This is a genomic window from Bradyrhizobium sp. S3.7.6 (assembly GCF_054061875.1).
On the sequence record NZ_JBSSEQ010000003.1, the window covers coordinates 116007 to 130527 of the forward strand.

Sequence of the window (14521 nt, forward strand, 5' to 3'; positions counted from 1 at the left end):
GAAGCGATCAACGCACTTCTTGGAACAAAGAGGCGTTCGACACGAGTAATGTCGGACGAGACCGAACTTGCCATCACAAACTGCGCATCGCGCGGTACTGCCAGATTTAGGACTTTCGGGGCAGTTGGGCATTGTACTCTCCTCTTGGCTTTATCGCAGCTGTTCGTAGATCATCCTTTTTCACTGCAGCGCTTGATGAGCCTGTGCGCGTTTCTCACGCATGAAGCCTAAGACGATCACGATCAGCAGCTCAATTGAACGTAGGTAATCGTCCGGCATCTAGAGGGTTGACGGAACGATACGAAAGTTTAGGGCGCTCCTCATTCTGTTTGCTGCCTAGCAGGCTGTTGAAGAACTCAGCCGCGTTCGCAAACGAGGCCTGAATCGTCGCCATTGTGTATGTAGAAATGGCCGACGAGCCTGCCAGCAGTGCCGATCATAACCCATCCGCGACCGCAGACGGGGTCATTCTCGTCGTGCCCTTCCCATGAGAACTCCGCGCAGGGCGAATCGTCTCGCGCGCCGTAGCGGACGTCGAGGAAGCCCTTCAGCGCACCGAAGGCGACTTCACCGTCGGACTTGCCATCGAAGGTGAGATGCGCCTCTTCGGCAAGATCGAGGAAGTCGCTGTCCCAGTTGTCCATTTCGACGATGCGCCAGCGGCCGGCAAAGGCCTTTGCGAAGCCGGGCACCTTGGCCATCAGCCGGTCTCCGCTATCAGTTTGGGCAGCCGCACCAGATTGTAGGCGGCGGCAGCGAAGGTAAAAGCCCATGCTACGCGATCACGGCCACGGAAGCTGGTCTTCTCTTGCCCGGCTACCGTCTTGATCCAGCCGAATGCCTCCTCGATGCGCTTGCGGATGCGCTGGCTGACGGCATAGCCGCCGTGCCGGGTCGTTCGCCCGTCGATCGCAGAGCTGCGGCCGCTGGTGTTCTGCGCAACATGCGGCGTCACGTTCATCGAGCGCAGCTCATTGACGAAGTCTTCTGTGTCGTAGGCCTTGTCGGCGCCAAGCGTGATCGCTGTCGGCCGATCAGCACGAGGCTCGATCATGTGTAGCGCGGCCACCCGTTCGGCATGCCCGTCAGCCAGCGTCAGGCAGGTGTCGACCACCAGGCCGTGGCGGTTCTCCATCAGTCCGTGCCCGATGAAGCACAGCTTCGTCTCCTTGCCTTTGCCCTTGCGGTACAGCCTGGCGTCCGGATCGGTGGTCGAAGCATGGGTGTCGTTCGAGCGCTTCTGGCCATGGAAGTCCGCTTCGGCATTGCGCCCGCCGCCTTGCGCCGGCGGCTCGCCCGCGCCGTCCTTAGGCTTGACGCTCTTCATCGAGGCCCAAGCCTCGATCAGCGTGCCATCGACCGAGAAGTGATCGCTCGACAGAAGCTTCTTCGCCTTGGGCTGCGACAGCACCGCGGCCAGGAACTTCGCCGCAATGTCGCCTTCCAGCAGTCGGTCGCGGTTCTTCGAGAACACCGAATGGTCCCAGACCGCCTCGTCGACGCCGATTCCGACGAACCAACGGAACAGCAGGTCGTATTCCAGCCGCTCCATCAGAAGCCGCTCCGAGCGGATCGAGTAAAACGCCTGCAACAGCATCGCCCGCAGCAGCTTCTCCGGCGGGATCGACGGCCGCCCAATCGGCGAATAGAGCGCGGCAAACTCGCGCTCCAGCGCCGACAGCGCCTCGTTCACAATCGTCCGGGTCGCTCGCAGCGGATGATCACGCCGCACCCGCGCCTCCAGGTCAACGTAGCTGAACAGCTCGCCCGTTCGATTGTCCCCGCCGCGCACGCACCATCTCCGAATCTCGTCGGAGCCAATGAATCACGGTCGCCGGTCGACGGCGAGTGCCTTTTTCAACAGCCTGCTAGTACGGACCATCTGCCATGGACGGGCCGTAGAATCACCCGAATAGCGGCTCGCGCCTGAGGAGGCCGACGACGGCGCAGATAAATGATGGCCATTCGGAGTAGGGCGGGAAGGGCTTGTGGAATCCCACGCTGCTGAAAGCGGCAAAGCCGGCGAGCAGCAGAATAAGCGGGGCGAATCGCACGAGCACCCTTGCTGAGCTGAGCTTCAGTGCATGTTCGCCCAAGGTTCGAAAACCGAAAGCGCGGAGACAACGATAAGGGTCGCTAGGCCAGTGCTTATTCAGTACTTCTGATTGGCCCCACGCTCGGGCCGATCGCGATCGTTGACAAGGGCCCCGTGAGGTCCATCCAGCAGGTGGAGTAGTTAGGCCTCCGCCGTCCCGGGTTCGGCCAATTTGCCTCCCCCTTTAAGGTGTAACTGTTTTCCATAAGCGCATGCGCCACTGACATGAAAAAGGGCCGCAGAATCTGAATGGATCCTGCGGCCGTCCGGGAAAATTGATTGTTTACGGAATGAGCACTTTCAGCCCCGGTTAGCAGCGATGATTCCAGAACTAGGTCCGGGGGTTGAGTCGAAAGCACCTGTTCCGAAGCGGAACATAAAGAGCTGTTGCGTTAGCGCAACGTCTTCACGTCACCGGGCACAGGAACTGACGTGGTCATGAGGGGGAAGCTGAGCGAAGAAGTTACTGGTTCTGTCAGTCTCCTTCTTACTTTGCTTAGCTGCTGCGTGGATGGCGCATGAAAGTCCAATAGGCGAGTGCATCGAAACGGCGGCACCTGGACTGCATTGAGCGCCTCGATAATAATATGGTTCGGGCTTTCGGTCCAGCAACGGGGCTATTGGACGAAGGGCGGGAGCGTTCACTCGGAAGGGTCGTTTTCCTTCGGCTGTTGCAGGAACTTCGGCGTGTATCCACGCGCTTCACGGTCACGCGCGGCGGGGCGTTCTGACGGGTCGCGGCCGAGCTTGGACTGCAGCTCGACGAGATCGGTGAAGACATCGGCCTGGCGGCGCAGCTCGTCCGCGATCATCGGCGGCTGATTGCCAATCGTGGATCACCGTGACCCGCACGCCGCGGCGCTGCACGGCCTCGACCAGCGAGCGGAAGTCGCCGTCGCCCGAGAACAGGATCATCTGGTCGATGTGATCGGCGAGTTCCATGGCGTCGACCGCAAGCTCGATGTCCATGTTGCCCTTGACCTTGCGGCGGCCGGAGGCGTCGATGAACTCCTTGGTCGCCTTGGTGACAACGGTGTAGCCGTTGTAGTCCAACCAGTCGATCAGAGGACGGATCGAGGAGTATTCCTGATCTTCGATCATCGCGGTGTAGTAGAACGCCCGCAACAACGTAGCGGCGAGAACGGCCGGCGTAGCGGTCGCGACAATTCCGCATCCGCGACCGAAAAGGACAGACGACAAGAAAACGGGGAACGAAAAGCAGCAGCGGATAGGATCGAAGATATTCGTCCGCCATCACTTTGGCGAAGAAGGCGATACGGACCAGGCCGAGGGTGAGGACGTAGTGCACCCAGATCGGAAAATCCAACTTAGCCGCGAAGAGGCGGTGCAAAAAGGCTTCCATCGAAGGCCAACGTGCCTCCCAGCTGCGGTGTTCCGAGTCAGGATCGACCGTCGTTCGGTTGCACGGCGACGACAAGCGAGCGCGTCGTAAGGAAGGTCGGTTGGGACTGGCAATCTGACTTTTGAAGCGGCGCATTCGGTTGGGTGGCGCACCTAAACTATTGACACATTGGCTTCATTGATTCGCATAACCTTCATTATGGAATATCCGAAACAGTTTTTGCCGAGGACTTTCATTTATACATCAAATTCGCCAGTCGGGCGAAATCGCGGTGGACGGGACCGCTCACTGCGGCTCTGGGACTCCACGCTTAAGGGCGGGAGCTCGATTGCTTAATGCTCACTTAGCTTCGCTTAAGGGCAAGCCAAGCCAAACAGATGCGTCGTCAATGATCCATGCTGCAAAACGATATCCATGAATCATTTAGAAAAACATGCCGGCTGTTCCCGATCCGTAACTGATCGTAAACGGTGCCATGGCAACAAACCGCCATGGAACCCGAACGCTCGCTTGAAACGATGCTGCAAGACATCCGTCGGCAGGAAAAGCGCAGGCCGACTTTTAATCAGTATCACCGGCAATTGCTCGATCCTCTTCGTGACCGCGATTGGGTGTCTTCTTCGAAGCTTCCCGACCACCCCCGGAACAATAATCGCTCTTTGCGAAGCGAATTGCTGGAGCAACGCTCAACGGACGAAGGTGTCGAATATCGTAGGACCGAAGCCGGTCTGGCAGAACTTAGCCGACCGCGATAACCCGCAAACCGGTGGGAATGACGAACGTGTCAAAGGCCATGGAGTTGATCTGAGCTGCTGCCGGTTTGATGGACACCAAGATTAGGTGTTTCATGAAGCCGGAGGTGGCGATGAAAAGACGGAAGTTCAGCCGCGAGTTCAAGGTCGAGGCGGTCAAGCTGGTGCGGGAACGTGGGGTGTCGGTGGCGCAAGCCGGCCGTGACCTGGATGTTCATGAGAACGTACTGCGCAAATGGGTGAAGGAGTTGGGCTCCGACTCGGCGCAAGCCTTTCCCGGCCACGGGCAGATGAAGCCGGAGCAGCAGGAGATCGAGCGGCTGCGCCGTGAGGTCGCCAAGCTGAAGGCCGAGCGGGATATCCTAAAAAAGGCCGCAGCCTACTTCGCGAAGGAAGCGACATGAAGTTCGCCTTCGTCGCGAAGCACCGGACGATCTGGCCGGTGGCATGGCTATGCGATGCGCTGGGAGTGTCGCGGTCGGGCTTCCATGCCTGGCTGAACCGCTCTCCCAGCGCCAGATCCCGCAGCGACGAGGAGCTCGGCGGCAAGGTCAAGGCCAGCTTCGCCGCCAGCGACCGCACCTATGGCGCACGCCGGGTGTGGCGTGACCTGCTCGCCGATGGGGCGGATTGCGGCCTGCACCGGATTGAGCGGCTGATGCGCCTGCAAGGCTTGCGGGCGCGGCCGCGACGTCGGCGCTTGCCGAAGGACAGCGGCGATCGACAGCTCGAGACCGTACCGGCGAACCTCCTTGACCGGCAGTTCGCCGCCGAGCGGCCGAACCAGAAGTGGATCGCCGACTTCACCTATCTCTGGACGGCCGAAGGCTGGCTCTATGTCGCAGCGGTGATCGACCTGTTCTCACGCCGCGTGGTGGGCTGGTCGATGAGTGCCGCCATGACGGCACAGCTCGTGACGGACGCATTGTTGATGGCCGTCTGGCGGCGCGGCAAGCCGGATGCGCTGTTGCATCACTCCGACCAGGGCAGCCAGGGCGGATTCAATCGGTCGTCGCAACACTCGGAGGTTTGAGGTTGCGATGAACATTGTAAGGCGCCGATCGGCGCAATCAGGACGAGCCCCATTGCCATCGCCAGGACGGCCGTCTGTTGCAGGACGCAATGAACAGAATAAATTTTGGCGGGCGATTGCCGCGGGGCTAAGTAGCGAAGATGCTGCGCTGGAAGCCGGATTGTCACAACCTGTCGGAGGCAGATTATTCCGAAAGGCGGGCGGCATGCCACCAGCGATGTTCAGATCTTCGGCAAATGCGCTCTCCGGGCGGTACCTCTCGTTGGTTGAGCGCGAGGAGATCGCACTGCTCAAGGTGCAGGGCCATTCCATACAGGAGATTGGACGTCGCCTGGGGCGGGCTGCTTCGACAGTCTCCCGTGAACTGCGGCGCAACGCGGCCACCCGCGGCGGCGGGTTGGAGTATCGGGCAACAACTGCCCAATGGCATGCGGATCGATCCGCCCGCCGGCCCAAGCCGACCAAGCTTGCGCTCAATGCAACCTTGCGCACTTATGTGCAGGAGAGACTTGCTGGCGACGTCGTAGCCCCGAGCGGCGCTCCCGTTCTTGGTCCCGTCGTTCCGTGGAAGGGGCGCCGGCATGGCCCGCGCAAGGATCGGCGATGGGCCAAAGCCTGGAGCCCCGAGCAGATTGCCCGACGCTTGCCGATCGACTTCCCGGACGACAAGACGATGCGCATCAGCCACGAAGCTATCTATCAAGCTCTCTTCGTCCAGGGCCGTGGCGCGCTACGCCGCGAGCTGACGGCCTGCTTGCGAACAGGGCGTGTATTACGGATGCCCAGAGCGCGCGTACGCAGGCGAGGCAAGGGTTTTGTCTCCCCGGAGATCATGATCAGTGAGCGCCCTGCTGAAGCTGCCGATCGAGCAGTGCCGGGACATTGGGAGGGAGACCTCATCCTCGGTCTTGGCAGCTCGGCAATCGGCACGCTGGTCGAGCGCACGACGCGCTTCACGATGCTATTGCACCTTCCCCGGTTGGCGGGGCATGGCGAAGCTCCGCGCGTGAAGAACGGACCTGCGCTCGCGGGACACGGGGCCGAAGCCGTGCGCGATGCGATCACGCGCACCGTCATCACCTTACCCGAAGAACTGCGTCGATCGCTGACTTGGGATCAGGGAGCCGAAATGGCTCAGCACGATCGTCTCAAGATCGATGCGGGTATCCAGGTCTACTTCTGCGACCCGCAAAGCCCTTGGCAGCGCGGCACTAACGAGAACACCAACGGATTGCTGCGGCAGTACTTTCCGAAAGGCACAGACCTGAGCATCCACAGCGCCGACGAAATATCCGCTGTGGCAGCGGCCCTCAATGCCCGACCGAGAAAGACACTAGGCTGGAAAACGCCAGCGGAGGCGCTTGACGAACTGCTGTCATGAGTGAAATTAATTGGTGTTGCGACGACCGATTGAATCCGCCCAGTACACCAGCGAGCAGTTCCAGCGCCTGATGGCCGACCACGGCATCGTTTGCAGCATGAGCCGCTCCGGCAACGTCTGGGACAACGCGGCGATGGAGAGCTTCTTCTCCTCGCTCAAGACCGAGCGTACGGCCAACAAGATTTATCGAACCAGAGATGAGGCACGCGCCGATGTGTTCGACTACATCGAACGATTTTACAACACGACCCGCAGGCACTCGACCATCGGCTATCTCAGCCCGGTTGAGTTCGAGCGCAAGGTGGGATTAGCTTAACCGGGTGTCCATCAAACCGGCAGCAGCTCAATCGTCGCTGGCTACGTGAAGGTGCGGGACCGACGCGCTCTTGTCGACTTGCTGGCGCATCGGCGCAAGCTGCTCGCCCAGCTGGAAGCCGTGTCGGGCATCAACCCAGAAAACGCGGCCAAAGCAATCCAAGAGGAATTGGCGGTGATCGAAGCCGGCCTCGAAGCACTTAAGCCTCCGCCCGGTTCGCTGCCTGAGAACGAGTGGAGCTAGCGATGCGTGTTAACAAGATCAATTGGGACAAAATCGGCCGGGTAACGGAGCCGGGTAGATACAAATGCTTCTTCGGATATCTAACCGTCTCTTCAGAGGACATTGAGGTGTGGACGCGCTACCCCGACGCGACATTCACCTTGATCGCCCGGCGGACGACTGACCAATCGTTGGGTGAAGATTACCTTCTAGGCGCGTTCGACATCGGCAATCCTCAAGAGTAGGACGGTCCGCCACTAGCGTGTTCGGCGGTCGACGCTATAATCTCTCCCATGGGCTGGCATGCGAAAGACATAGCGCTCCTCAATAGGCTCTAGTCCGCAGGACAGAGCGCGGCGCAAATAGCGCGCCGCCTCGGGTGCAGTCGTAACGCGGTCTGCGGTATGCTGACCCGTCTGGCCTGAAGCGCGGGCACAAGCCGCCGACGGCAACGCCCAAGATAAGGCCGCCCCCGAAGCTGAGGCCGACGTTGTCGGCAGCCTGCGCCCGTCCAGTCACACGGAGGGCGTTGCGGAGCACGGCTGAGAGGCAGCAGCCGAAGGAATTCAGCAAGCAGCAGCTCTACTCCATGCTGGCAGAGGCTGTCAGAAACACTGGCTAAGAGCTCACAACTTTGCTCAAACTGTTCTGGCGCGTGATCGCGTCCGATCTATTCGGCCAGTATGCAGACCGCCGGTTAATTGTGGCGGCGCTCGATCCAGTAAAGCCGGAAGAGCTGGTTGAACACGCCCAACAGTTCATGCCAGGTCACGACAACGAGGAGGTGTGGACATTCACGCCAGACCAAGATGGTGCGGTTTGGATCGACTGGGTGGCGGACCTTGAGAACGGTTTTGACCCGACCTACGCCATCGCCAGCGTATCGTCCAAGACACTATGGTGTTTCCTCACGCGCTTTGGCTGCAAAGCAAGTTGGCTAAGCAAAGTTAGTTTTCAAATTCGATGATCAACCGGTTGGCACCGTCTTCCATCTCGTGACTGACGGGATCGAAGTCGCACTGAAGCAGCCGCGCGCGGCGCGAAGAACCGGGATATCGGGCTCGGCGGCGGCGCCTCGGTGGTGCGCCAGTTCCTTAGCGGTCTCTCGACGAGATACATCTGGCGATGCCGGCGGTGCTGCTCAGCGGGGGCGAAAGTCTCTGCACGGCTCGATTTGCTCGCGCTCTGCTGCGGGCTGGTTGATCGCACACGGGAGAGAACGCGACCCACGTCAAGATCGAACGGAAGTCGGTTCGATTCCTCCCATGCATCGCCCTCGCTCTTGACCAAATCCGTCGGTCCTACTAGATCCGACCCGCAGTCACGAGGCCAGTGAGGATCACAAGAGACTCAAACAGGAAGTAACTACCGAAGATCAGTTCTACGTCCTGCGCTGCGTCGATATCCCGCGCAACTGCTTTTCGGGGGATGCATCCCCCCGTCAGCATCCCAGGCGGGCGCTTGTGGCAAGGGTGCGGCAGTTAGCACCCGGCTTTTCTAACCAATTGCTACTACGTTCGTTCATCAACGCATCCATGCCATTGCGGTGCAGCCACAGAAGCCCTCGGGCAAGTTGCCGTAAGTCGTTGCGGTCCGCGCCAATAGGTAGCCTTCTTGCACGACGGAGAGCGTCGGCAGCCTGCCGCTCCAATGATGATAGCTTGCGTTCCATCTGCTGCCCGGCAAATCGATATTTGGCCCTTGGCGAACGCTTATTTATCCCACTTCAAATATCAGCATTGTGAAATAGCTCACAATTCATCCCCGGCTTATGCGCCAGGCACTTCTCTGCCAGATTGGTTGGCTTCCGCCCGAGTACTCCATTAGTGCCGGGCTTAGCTTGTTAGCTGTGACGCTCTCTCGCAACGTCACAATTGTTCCAGTGGCCTTCGAATCGATTTGGACTTTACCGGGTGGTGAGTCCGGCGTTTGATTGTGGCGGACCCGGGGTAAGGGCTTTTATCTCGAAGACATTTTGAGGCGGGTCCAACAGGTCGCTGTCCAGCGCCAGCGGCCTCTTTGTTGGCTTCATCGGGAGAGGCCATCCGATGCCGATGCAAGTATGGGCTCTCACCACGTCAATCGGCTGAACAATCGTCGTGGCCGCGATCCTGCTCTATTTGATCTTCAGCCCTGGCTGATCCGGCGCCCCCCGAAGGGTACGAGACGGCTAAAACGTCATTGATTGGGCCCCGGGCCAAACACAGGACCTAGAAGCGCCCTGCCGAATTGGCAAAGCCCGCGGAGGAGTAATCGCTGTCTGCCGGGGCTTGAAAAGACATTGCCGTATGGTGATGCTACCCGCAGCGACTACGCGGCTGCCACGGATCGCGAGCACCCACTGACGTCGTCGAGTCGACATCGACGTCGGCATGTCGATCGCAGTGGTGCTGATGCTGGTGCTGCCGATGATGATCATCATTGGCATCGACAACGACATGTCGATCATATTGCTGGCGGCCGTCACCGGAAACTATGCCCCACCGAGCAGCCGACGGCATTGCCCGGCTCTTGCGATCAGGTGCTCGGCGAGACGCCCGATGATGGCATTGTCCAATCCGTCTTTCTGCGCTTGCTTCCGTACGGCGGCTACAATATCCGGAAGCTGCTCGACCATGGAAATCAGTCCGGCGATCACCTTGTCAGCATCGAGGCGCGTTTCGCGCGCAAACTTCTGCCAATCGCGCAAACTAATCTGGCTGAGCTTGTAATCGCCGCCGATTTTCATCGCGAGCTTGATCTTCTGCAGATCGAGGTCATCGTAGGGAAGAATGCTCGCAATGTCGTAGAGCGGGGCGAGCCGTACGTGAGGGCCCCCGGCCAGCAGCAGCGAATAATTCTTGGCATGAGCATCCGTACCCGCAATCAGCCAATTGAAGCCCAGCGCGTCGACAAACGTGTCAACGTCGGCGACGCGATCCGTGGAGTAGGTGCGCAAAAGCTCGATCACATCGGCAGGGCTTGGTCCGCCGTCGTTTTGATACTTCCTGGTCGGCAGGATACCGAGGGCCTGGCAGATATCTTCCTGGTGGACACGGACGATCTCGTTCCCACTGAACTGCCGGTCGTAGCGCTCGATGACAATGGCGATTTCTTTTCCGAAATGCATCACCTGGGTGTCGGCGACGGGCAGACCGAGATTGTGCGCAAGTATGAGGCAGATATGTTCATTTTCCGCGTGTCCGTCGAAATGGCCGGTCGGCGGTTTGAGGATGTGCGTCGTCGGGATGCGCCCAGAGGGAATTCCCCATTTGCCTTTTTGCCGAAGCAAGGCGGTTTTGGGTTGGGCGCCCGCAAGGCTGAATTGTCCGGTATCGCGCGGCAATCGCCAGGCGGCGTGATCCTCGCGTAAGGTTTGCAGGCGTTTGGCGATCGCCATCTCGTCAAGCCATTCGACCTTGTCTTCGGCCCCGCTTCGCAAGGCCTCCAGCCGATCGGGCGTGACGAACTGAACGGCACCCGCGCAGTCCTCGCCGACGTGGGAAATAAGGGCAAACACGTTGCGCGCGGACACCTGAAATCTTCGGGCCCACCGTTCAAGCACGTGCTCGTTGTCGGGCAGGAGTCCCCAGAGGAAGGCCTGCACGGCGGAAGGACCGTGCTCTTCGGCCGCGAGCGGCATGGACAGCGACAGCGGATAGGCTCCCTCGGCCTGGCGCCAGTCCTGGTCATAGACAAGGGTGAGCCGGCCGCGGGCGTCATTGCGCACGTGGCCGATTTCCCGACCATCCAGCAGAGCAACAAGTTCGCTCGTCATGCCTTTTTCTTCCTGGCCTTGGCCACGATGGCGTTGATATCGACGGCTGGCCTGGTGGTCCCGCGGGCGGGCGCTTGTTCGTTGCCCGCATCCAGGCGAATGTCCAGGGCGTCAAGGGCGCGAAGGATCAGCCCGAGCTCAGCGCGCGGGTGACCGTGCTCAACCTCGATCACCCATTGGCGGCTGACGCCAATGCTCTTGGCAAACGTCGATTGATCGAGTTTGAGTTTCTTGCGCCGGTCGCGAAGGACGGCACCGAGTTCAGCCGGTGTGCGTACGAGCATGGGAGTTCCAAATGTCAGCGTTCGCTTACTTTAGCATAAGTCGGCGTTCGTTAACAATTTGTAAATGTCAGCGATCGACGACATTATAGAAAGTCATCGATCGCTGACATAGGCCCGTAATTCACGTGTCCATTGAGCCAAGCCGATCGGCATTGCGTGGCCGATCCGACCCCGGTGCAGTAATCGATGAGAAGCTGGAGCCGAAGCCGGTGCGAGCGCCGGGCTGAATATCACGTCCAGGATCGGATGGCGGGTGTCGCCCCCTGATGACCTGGCCCTGTCATCCGTCGGAAAGTCGCGCCTTGAGCGTGACCGCCTGATAGATGCAGACATTGTCGCCGATCGACGGCGTCGTGATCTACATCGGCGAAACGGACCGTATCACCATCGGATGAATCACGATCGGCCGAGGATCGACCATCGGCGGCAATGTCTGGCTGACCCGTGCCGTGCCGCCGAACAGCATGGTGACGCAGGCCTCCGCGGAAAGTTCCGGGCGGCGCCTGCTTCCAGATCTCACGCCGTCACCGGCGCCTTCCACCGCATGAAGCGCCGCTCCAATGCCTTGAGGACGGCATTGAATGCCAGCCCGATGACCGTGATCCCGAGGATGCCGAAATACATTTGCGCGATCAGGAAACTGTACTGGCTTTTGATGATGAGATAGCCGAGGCCGGCCTTGGCGCCGACCATTTCGGACGCAACCAGCACCAGGATGGCGCACTGGCCAGGCGAATACCGACGAAGATGGTCGGAAGCGCCGCTGGAACGATCACCTTGCGGAACAGCTGCTGCGGGGTTGCACCCATGGTCCGCGCCGACTTGATCAGCAACGGATCTACCCTGCTTCACCGCGGCAATGGTATTGCGCAGGAGTGGCCAGGCGCAGCTATAGATTACCATCGTGATCTTCGACAGCTCGCCGATTCCGAGCAACAGGATGAAGACCGGCAGCAGCGCAAGCGCGCCGTGTTGCGGCAGATCTCGATGAACTGGTTCACGAGATTGCCGAGACGCGCATACCAGCCGACGGCCACGCCGAGCGGGACGATGAAGGCGACCGAATCAGAAATCCGCTCAAGGCGCGCAACAGGCTGGCGGACACGTTATCATAGAGCTCGCCGGATTGCGCAAGCTGCAAGCCCGCAGCAATGACCTCCGAGAAGGGTGGCAGGAACACGGGATCGACCAGCCCGAGCCTCGGAGCCGCCTCCTACGCTGCCAAGAGGGCAATCAGCAGCAATGAGCGGTGCCCGAAGGCAGCCAGCCCGCGGGCCCCGGCGCGGATCCGGTCCACAACCGGCGATGCCGGGCTTTCCACGCTGGTGAGCGGCTCTCGGCGCCCGTGCGCAACCTCCAGTAATGTCAGCATCTCGAGGCTAGACATGGGTGACCTCCTCCACTTTGCGATCGGTGCGCGCACCAGCGCCGGCGGCCAACTGTCCTTGCTGTGCTTTCAGCACTTCGTCGCGTGACAAACTCCAGACCTCGCGGCGCGCGGCCGAACTCAGGCAGCGAGCGCACGTCGTCAGCCTCGCTGCGGAGCCCGTCCGGAATGTCGATGACCTGCTTGATCCGGCCCGGACGCGACGCCATCACCGCCACCCGCTGGCCGAGCACGATGGCCTCGTCGATGCCGTGGGTGATGAAGACGATCGTCTTGCCGGTGGCGCGCCAGATCCGCAGCAGCTCGCCCTGCAGCGTCTCGCGCGTCTGGGCGTCCAGCGCGGCGAACGGCGCGTCCATCAGCAGCACTTCCGGATCGTAAGCGAGGCTTCGTGCGATCGCGACGCGCTGCTTCATGCCGCCGGAGAGCACATGCGGGTAGTGGTCGGCAAAGCCGGACAGCCCGACCAGGTCGAGGAAATGCCGCGCAATGTCGAGCCGCTGCTTGGCCTTGAGCACGGCGATATCAAGCCCGAACTCGACATTCTGGGCGGCGGTGCGCCAGGGAAACAGCGCATACTGCTGGAACACGATGCCGCGGTCGCGACCGGGTCCGGCAATCGGCCGGCCATCGAGCTGGATCCGGCCGCGTGAGCCCGCCCAGTAGATCAAGCAAAGTGGATTTCCCGCAGCCGCTCGGGCCGACCAGGGCGAAGAATTCGCCGGAGCGAACATCGAGGGTGATGTCCTCCAGAGCGATGAAGTGGCGGCCTGGTCCGCAGCCCTCGCCGCGCACGACGAACTCCTTGCGGACATGCTCGAAACGGATCTTGACAGAGGTCATCGGGCCTCCGCCGTCTTTCCGGGACGGAAATAGTTGAACGCATTGGTGTAGGTGTCGGAAGCCTTGTCCTGACCCGGCTTGAACAGGCCGTCCTTCACCAGCCAGTCGATCCATACCTGGATTTCGTTGTCCGAGATCACGCCGCCCTTGGACGCAACGCCGGTGCTCTTCCAGTATTTGATCGGAGGCATCCTCATTGCGCTCGCGCTCGGCGACGATCTTATCGAACCGGGCTTGCACCTCTTCCGGCGGAGTGATCTGGGCCCATTCGATGGCCCGCGAAATCCCCTCCACCAGCTTGCGCGAGGCATTGGGATTGTCCTTGATGAACTTTTCGCGCAGCACATAGGCGCCGCCGGTGAATTGGCCGAACAGACCGGTGTCGACAAAGAGCGAGCGGATGCCGCCCCGTTCCAGCGCCTTGTCGCGCAGGACACCGCCCAGCGCGCTGACCTCGACCTGGCCCTGGCGCAACGCTTGCTCGCCGCTGACCGGCGGGACCGCCACCAGCGTGACCTTCCTGGCTTCACCTGCGCTGAGGCCGGACCTAGCCAGATATTCGCGGAGCACGAATTCCAGATGGGCGCCGAGCGTATTGACCGCGACCTTCTTGCCAATCAGGTCATGCGCGGTCTTGATCGGGCTGTCCTCCTTCACGAAGTAGCCGTAATAGGTGTTGGCATCGGAGCCGTAGTAGCCGACGACCGCCTTGACCGGCGCCTTCGCCGCGATCAACTTGAGGATTGCCCCGTAGAACGCGCCGCCGATGTCGATATCGCCGGTGACGACGGTCTGGATGTCCTGCGGCCCGCTGATGGTGTTGCCAACCCATTTGAGCTTGAGCGGCGCGAGATAGCCGAGGTCCTCGGCCAGCTCGATAAACGTCACCTGCCTGGCCGATCCCTGGTAGCGGATCTCGGTCTTCTCGAGCGGCGGCTCGGCGAATGCCGGGGCCGTGAGGCCGAGCGCCACGGGCGCCGGCCAGCAAGCCCGCAACCCCTTGCGGGTGGCAAGTCCCAACCGGGCGCGCGTTGCGGGAAGCAATCCAAGTATAGCGTTCATCATTGCGAACTCTCCTGAGCGAAGCC

Annotated in this window: 10 protein-coding genes and 6 pseudogenes; 7 read left to right on the forward strand and 9 right to left on the reverse strand. The window is 60.8% G+C overall.

Features of this window, described 5'->3' with window-relative positions; genetic code table 11:
* Window positions 1-356: 356 nt before the first annotated feature.
* The 3 genes and pseudogenes from ACVJ5M_RS44135 to ACVJ5M_RS44145 form a co-directional block, all read right to left on the reverse strand.
* The gene (locus ACVJ5M_RS44135) at window positions 357-701 is read right to left on the reverse strand and encodes a hypothetical protein (protein ID WP_354081277.1); all 345 of its coding nucleotides are present in this window, start codon (window positions 699-701) and stop codon (window positions 357-359) included.
* On the reverse strand, window positions 701-1792 hold the full coding sequence (locus tag ACVJ5M_RS44140) for an IS5 family transposase (RefSeq protein ID WP_354081279.1): 1092 nt from the start codon (window positions 1790-1792) through the stop codon (window positions 701-703). The genes ACVJ5M_RS44135 and ACVJ5M_RS44140 overlap by 1 nt, the downstream gene beginning before the upstream one ends.
* Window positions 1793-2736: 944 nt before the next feature.
* Window positions 2737-3226, reverse strand: a pseudogene (locus ACVJ5M_RS44145) (LabA-like NYN domain-containing protein); the annotation flags it as partial.
* 1097 nt (window positions 3227-4323) lie between these two features.
* On the opposite strand from ACVJ5M_RS44145, the pseudogene ACVJ5M_RS44150 reads away from it, so the two are divergent.
* The 6 genes and pseudogenes from ACVJ5M_RS44150 to ACVJ5M_RS44175 form a co-directional block, all read left to right on the forward strand.
* Window positions 4324-5204 (forward strand): annotated as a pseudogene (locus ACVJ5M_RS44150) (IS3 family transposase); the annotation flags it as partial.
* Between the two features lie 46 nt (window positions 5205-5250).
* Window positions 5251-6624 carry an IS30 family transposase gene (locus tag ACVJ5M_RS44155; protein WP_354266075.1) on the forward strand — a complete coding sequence of 458 codons (1374 nt, stop codon included), beginning with the start codon at window positions 5251-5253 and terminating at the stop codon, window positions 6622-6624.
* Between the two features lie 37 nt (window positions 6625-6661).
* A pseudogene (locus ACVJ5M_RS44160) lies at window positions 6662-6940 on the forward strand (IS3 family transposase); the annotation flags it as partial.
* A 45-nt stretch (window positions 6941-6985) separates the two neighbouring features.
* Entirely contained in the window at window positions 6986-7183 is a 198-nt protein-coding gene (locus ACVJ5M_RS44165) for a hypothetical protein (RefSeq protein ID WP_354081208.1), read from the forward strand.
* Window positions 7184-7185: 2 nt separating this feature from the next.
* Window positions 7186-7407, forward strand: coding sequence for a hypothetical protein (locus ACVJ5M_RS44170; protein ID WP_354081210.1), 222 nt, complete (start codon window positions 7186-7188; stop codon window positions 7405-7407).
* Between the two features lie 389 nt (window positions 7408-7796).
* Window positions 7797-8129: a hypothetical protein gene (locus ACVJ5M_RS44175; protein ID WP_354081212.1), complete on the forward strand. Its 333-nt coding sequence runs from the start codon at window positions 7797-7799 to the stop codon at window positions 8127-8129.
* 1506 nt (window positions 8130-9635) lie between these two features.
* On the opposite strand, the gene ACVJ5M_RS44180 is transcribed toward ACVJ5M_RS44175, so the two are convergent.
* Window positions 9636-10919 (reverse strand): type II toxin-antitoxin system HipA family toxin, encoded by a 1284-nt coding sequence (locus tag ACVJ5M_RS44180; RefSeq protein ID WP_354081214.1) that lies wholly within the window; start codon window positions 10917-10919, stop codon window positions 9636-9638.
* Entirely contained in the window at window positions 10916-11203 is a 288-nt protein-coding gene (locus ACVJ5M_RS44185; RefSeq protein ID WP_354081216.1) for a helix-turn-helix domain-containing protein, read from the reverse strand. The genes ACVJ5M_RS44180 and ACVJ5M_RS44185 overlap by 4 nt, the downstream gene beginning before the upstream one ends.
* A 344-nt stretch (window positions 11204-11547) precedes the next feature.
* Between ACVJ5M_RS44185 and ACVJ5M_RS44190 the strand changes: the two are divergent.
* Window positions 11548-11751, forward strand: a pseudogene (locus tag ACVJ5M_RS44190) (hypothetical protein); the annotation flags it as partial.
* Here ACVJ5M_RS44190 and ACVJ5M_RS44195 read toward each other — a convergent pair.
* The 4 genes and pseudogenes from ACVJ5M_RS44195 to ACVJ5M_RS44210 form a co-directional block, all read right to left on the reverse strand.
* A complete protein-coding gene (locus ACVJ5M_RS44195) occupies window positions 11720-12139 on the reverse strand; it encodes an ABC transporter permease (RefSeq protein WP_456679746.1) in 420 nt (139 codons plus the stop codon). The pseudogene ACVJ5M_RS44190 and the gene ACVJ5M_RS44195 overlap by 32 nt on opposite strands.
* A 277-nt stretch (window positions 12140-12416) precedes the next feature.
* Window positions 12417-12590 carry a hypothetical protein gene (locus tag ACVJ5M_RS44200; RefSeq protein ID WP_354096691.1) on the reverse strand — a complete coding sequence of 58 codons (174 nt, stop codon included), beginning with the start codon at window positions 12588-12590 and terminating at the stop codon, window positions 12417-12419.
* Window positions 12583-13433 (reverse strand): annotated as a pseudogene (locus ACVJ5M_RS44205) (ABC transporter ATP-binding protein). Before ACVJ5M_RS44205 ends, ACVJ5M_RS44200 begins: the two are co-directional and overlap by 8 nt.
* Before the next feature lie 306 nt (window positions 13434-13739).
* Window positions 13740-14498: pseudogene (locus ACVJ5M_RS44210) on the reverse strand (ABC transporter substrate-binding protein); the annotation flags it as partial.
* Window positions 14499-14521: the final 23 nt, after the last annotated feature.

Coding starts and splice junctions, on each gene's coding strand:
- ACVJ5M_RS44135 (WP_354081277.1), bottom strand. CDS start 701: ATGGCCAAGGTGCCCGGCTTCGCAAAGGCCTTTGCCGGCCGCTGGCGC.
- ACVJ5M_RS44155 (WP_354266075.1), top strand. CDS start 5,251: ATGAACATTGTAAGGCGCCGATCGGCGCAATCAGGACGAGCCCCATTG.
- ACVJ5M_RS44170 (WP_354081210.1), top strand. CDS start 7,186: ATGCGTGTTAACAAGATCAATTGGGACAAAATCGGCCGGGTAACGGAG.
- ACVJ5M_RS44180 (WP_354081214.1), bottom strand. CDS start 10,919: ATGACGAGCGAACTTGTTGCTCTGCTGGATGGTCGGGAAATCGGCCAC.
- ACVJ5M_RS44185 (WP_354081216.1), bottom strand. CDS start 11,203: ATGCTCGTACGCACACCGGCTGAACTCGGTGCCGTCCTTCGCGACCGG.
- ACVJ5M_RS44200 (WP_354096691.1), bottom strand. CDS start 12,590: ATGTCTAGCCTCGAGATGCTGACATTACTGGAGGTTGCGCACGGGCGC.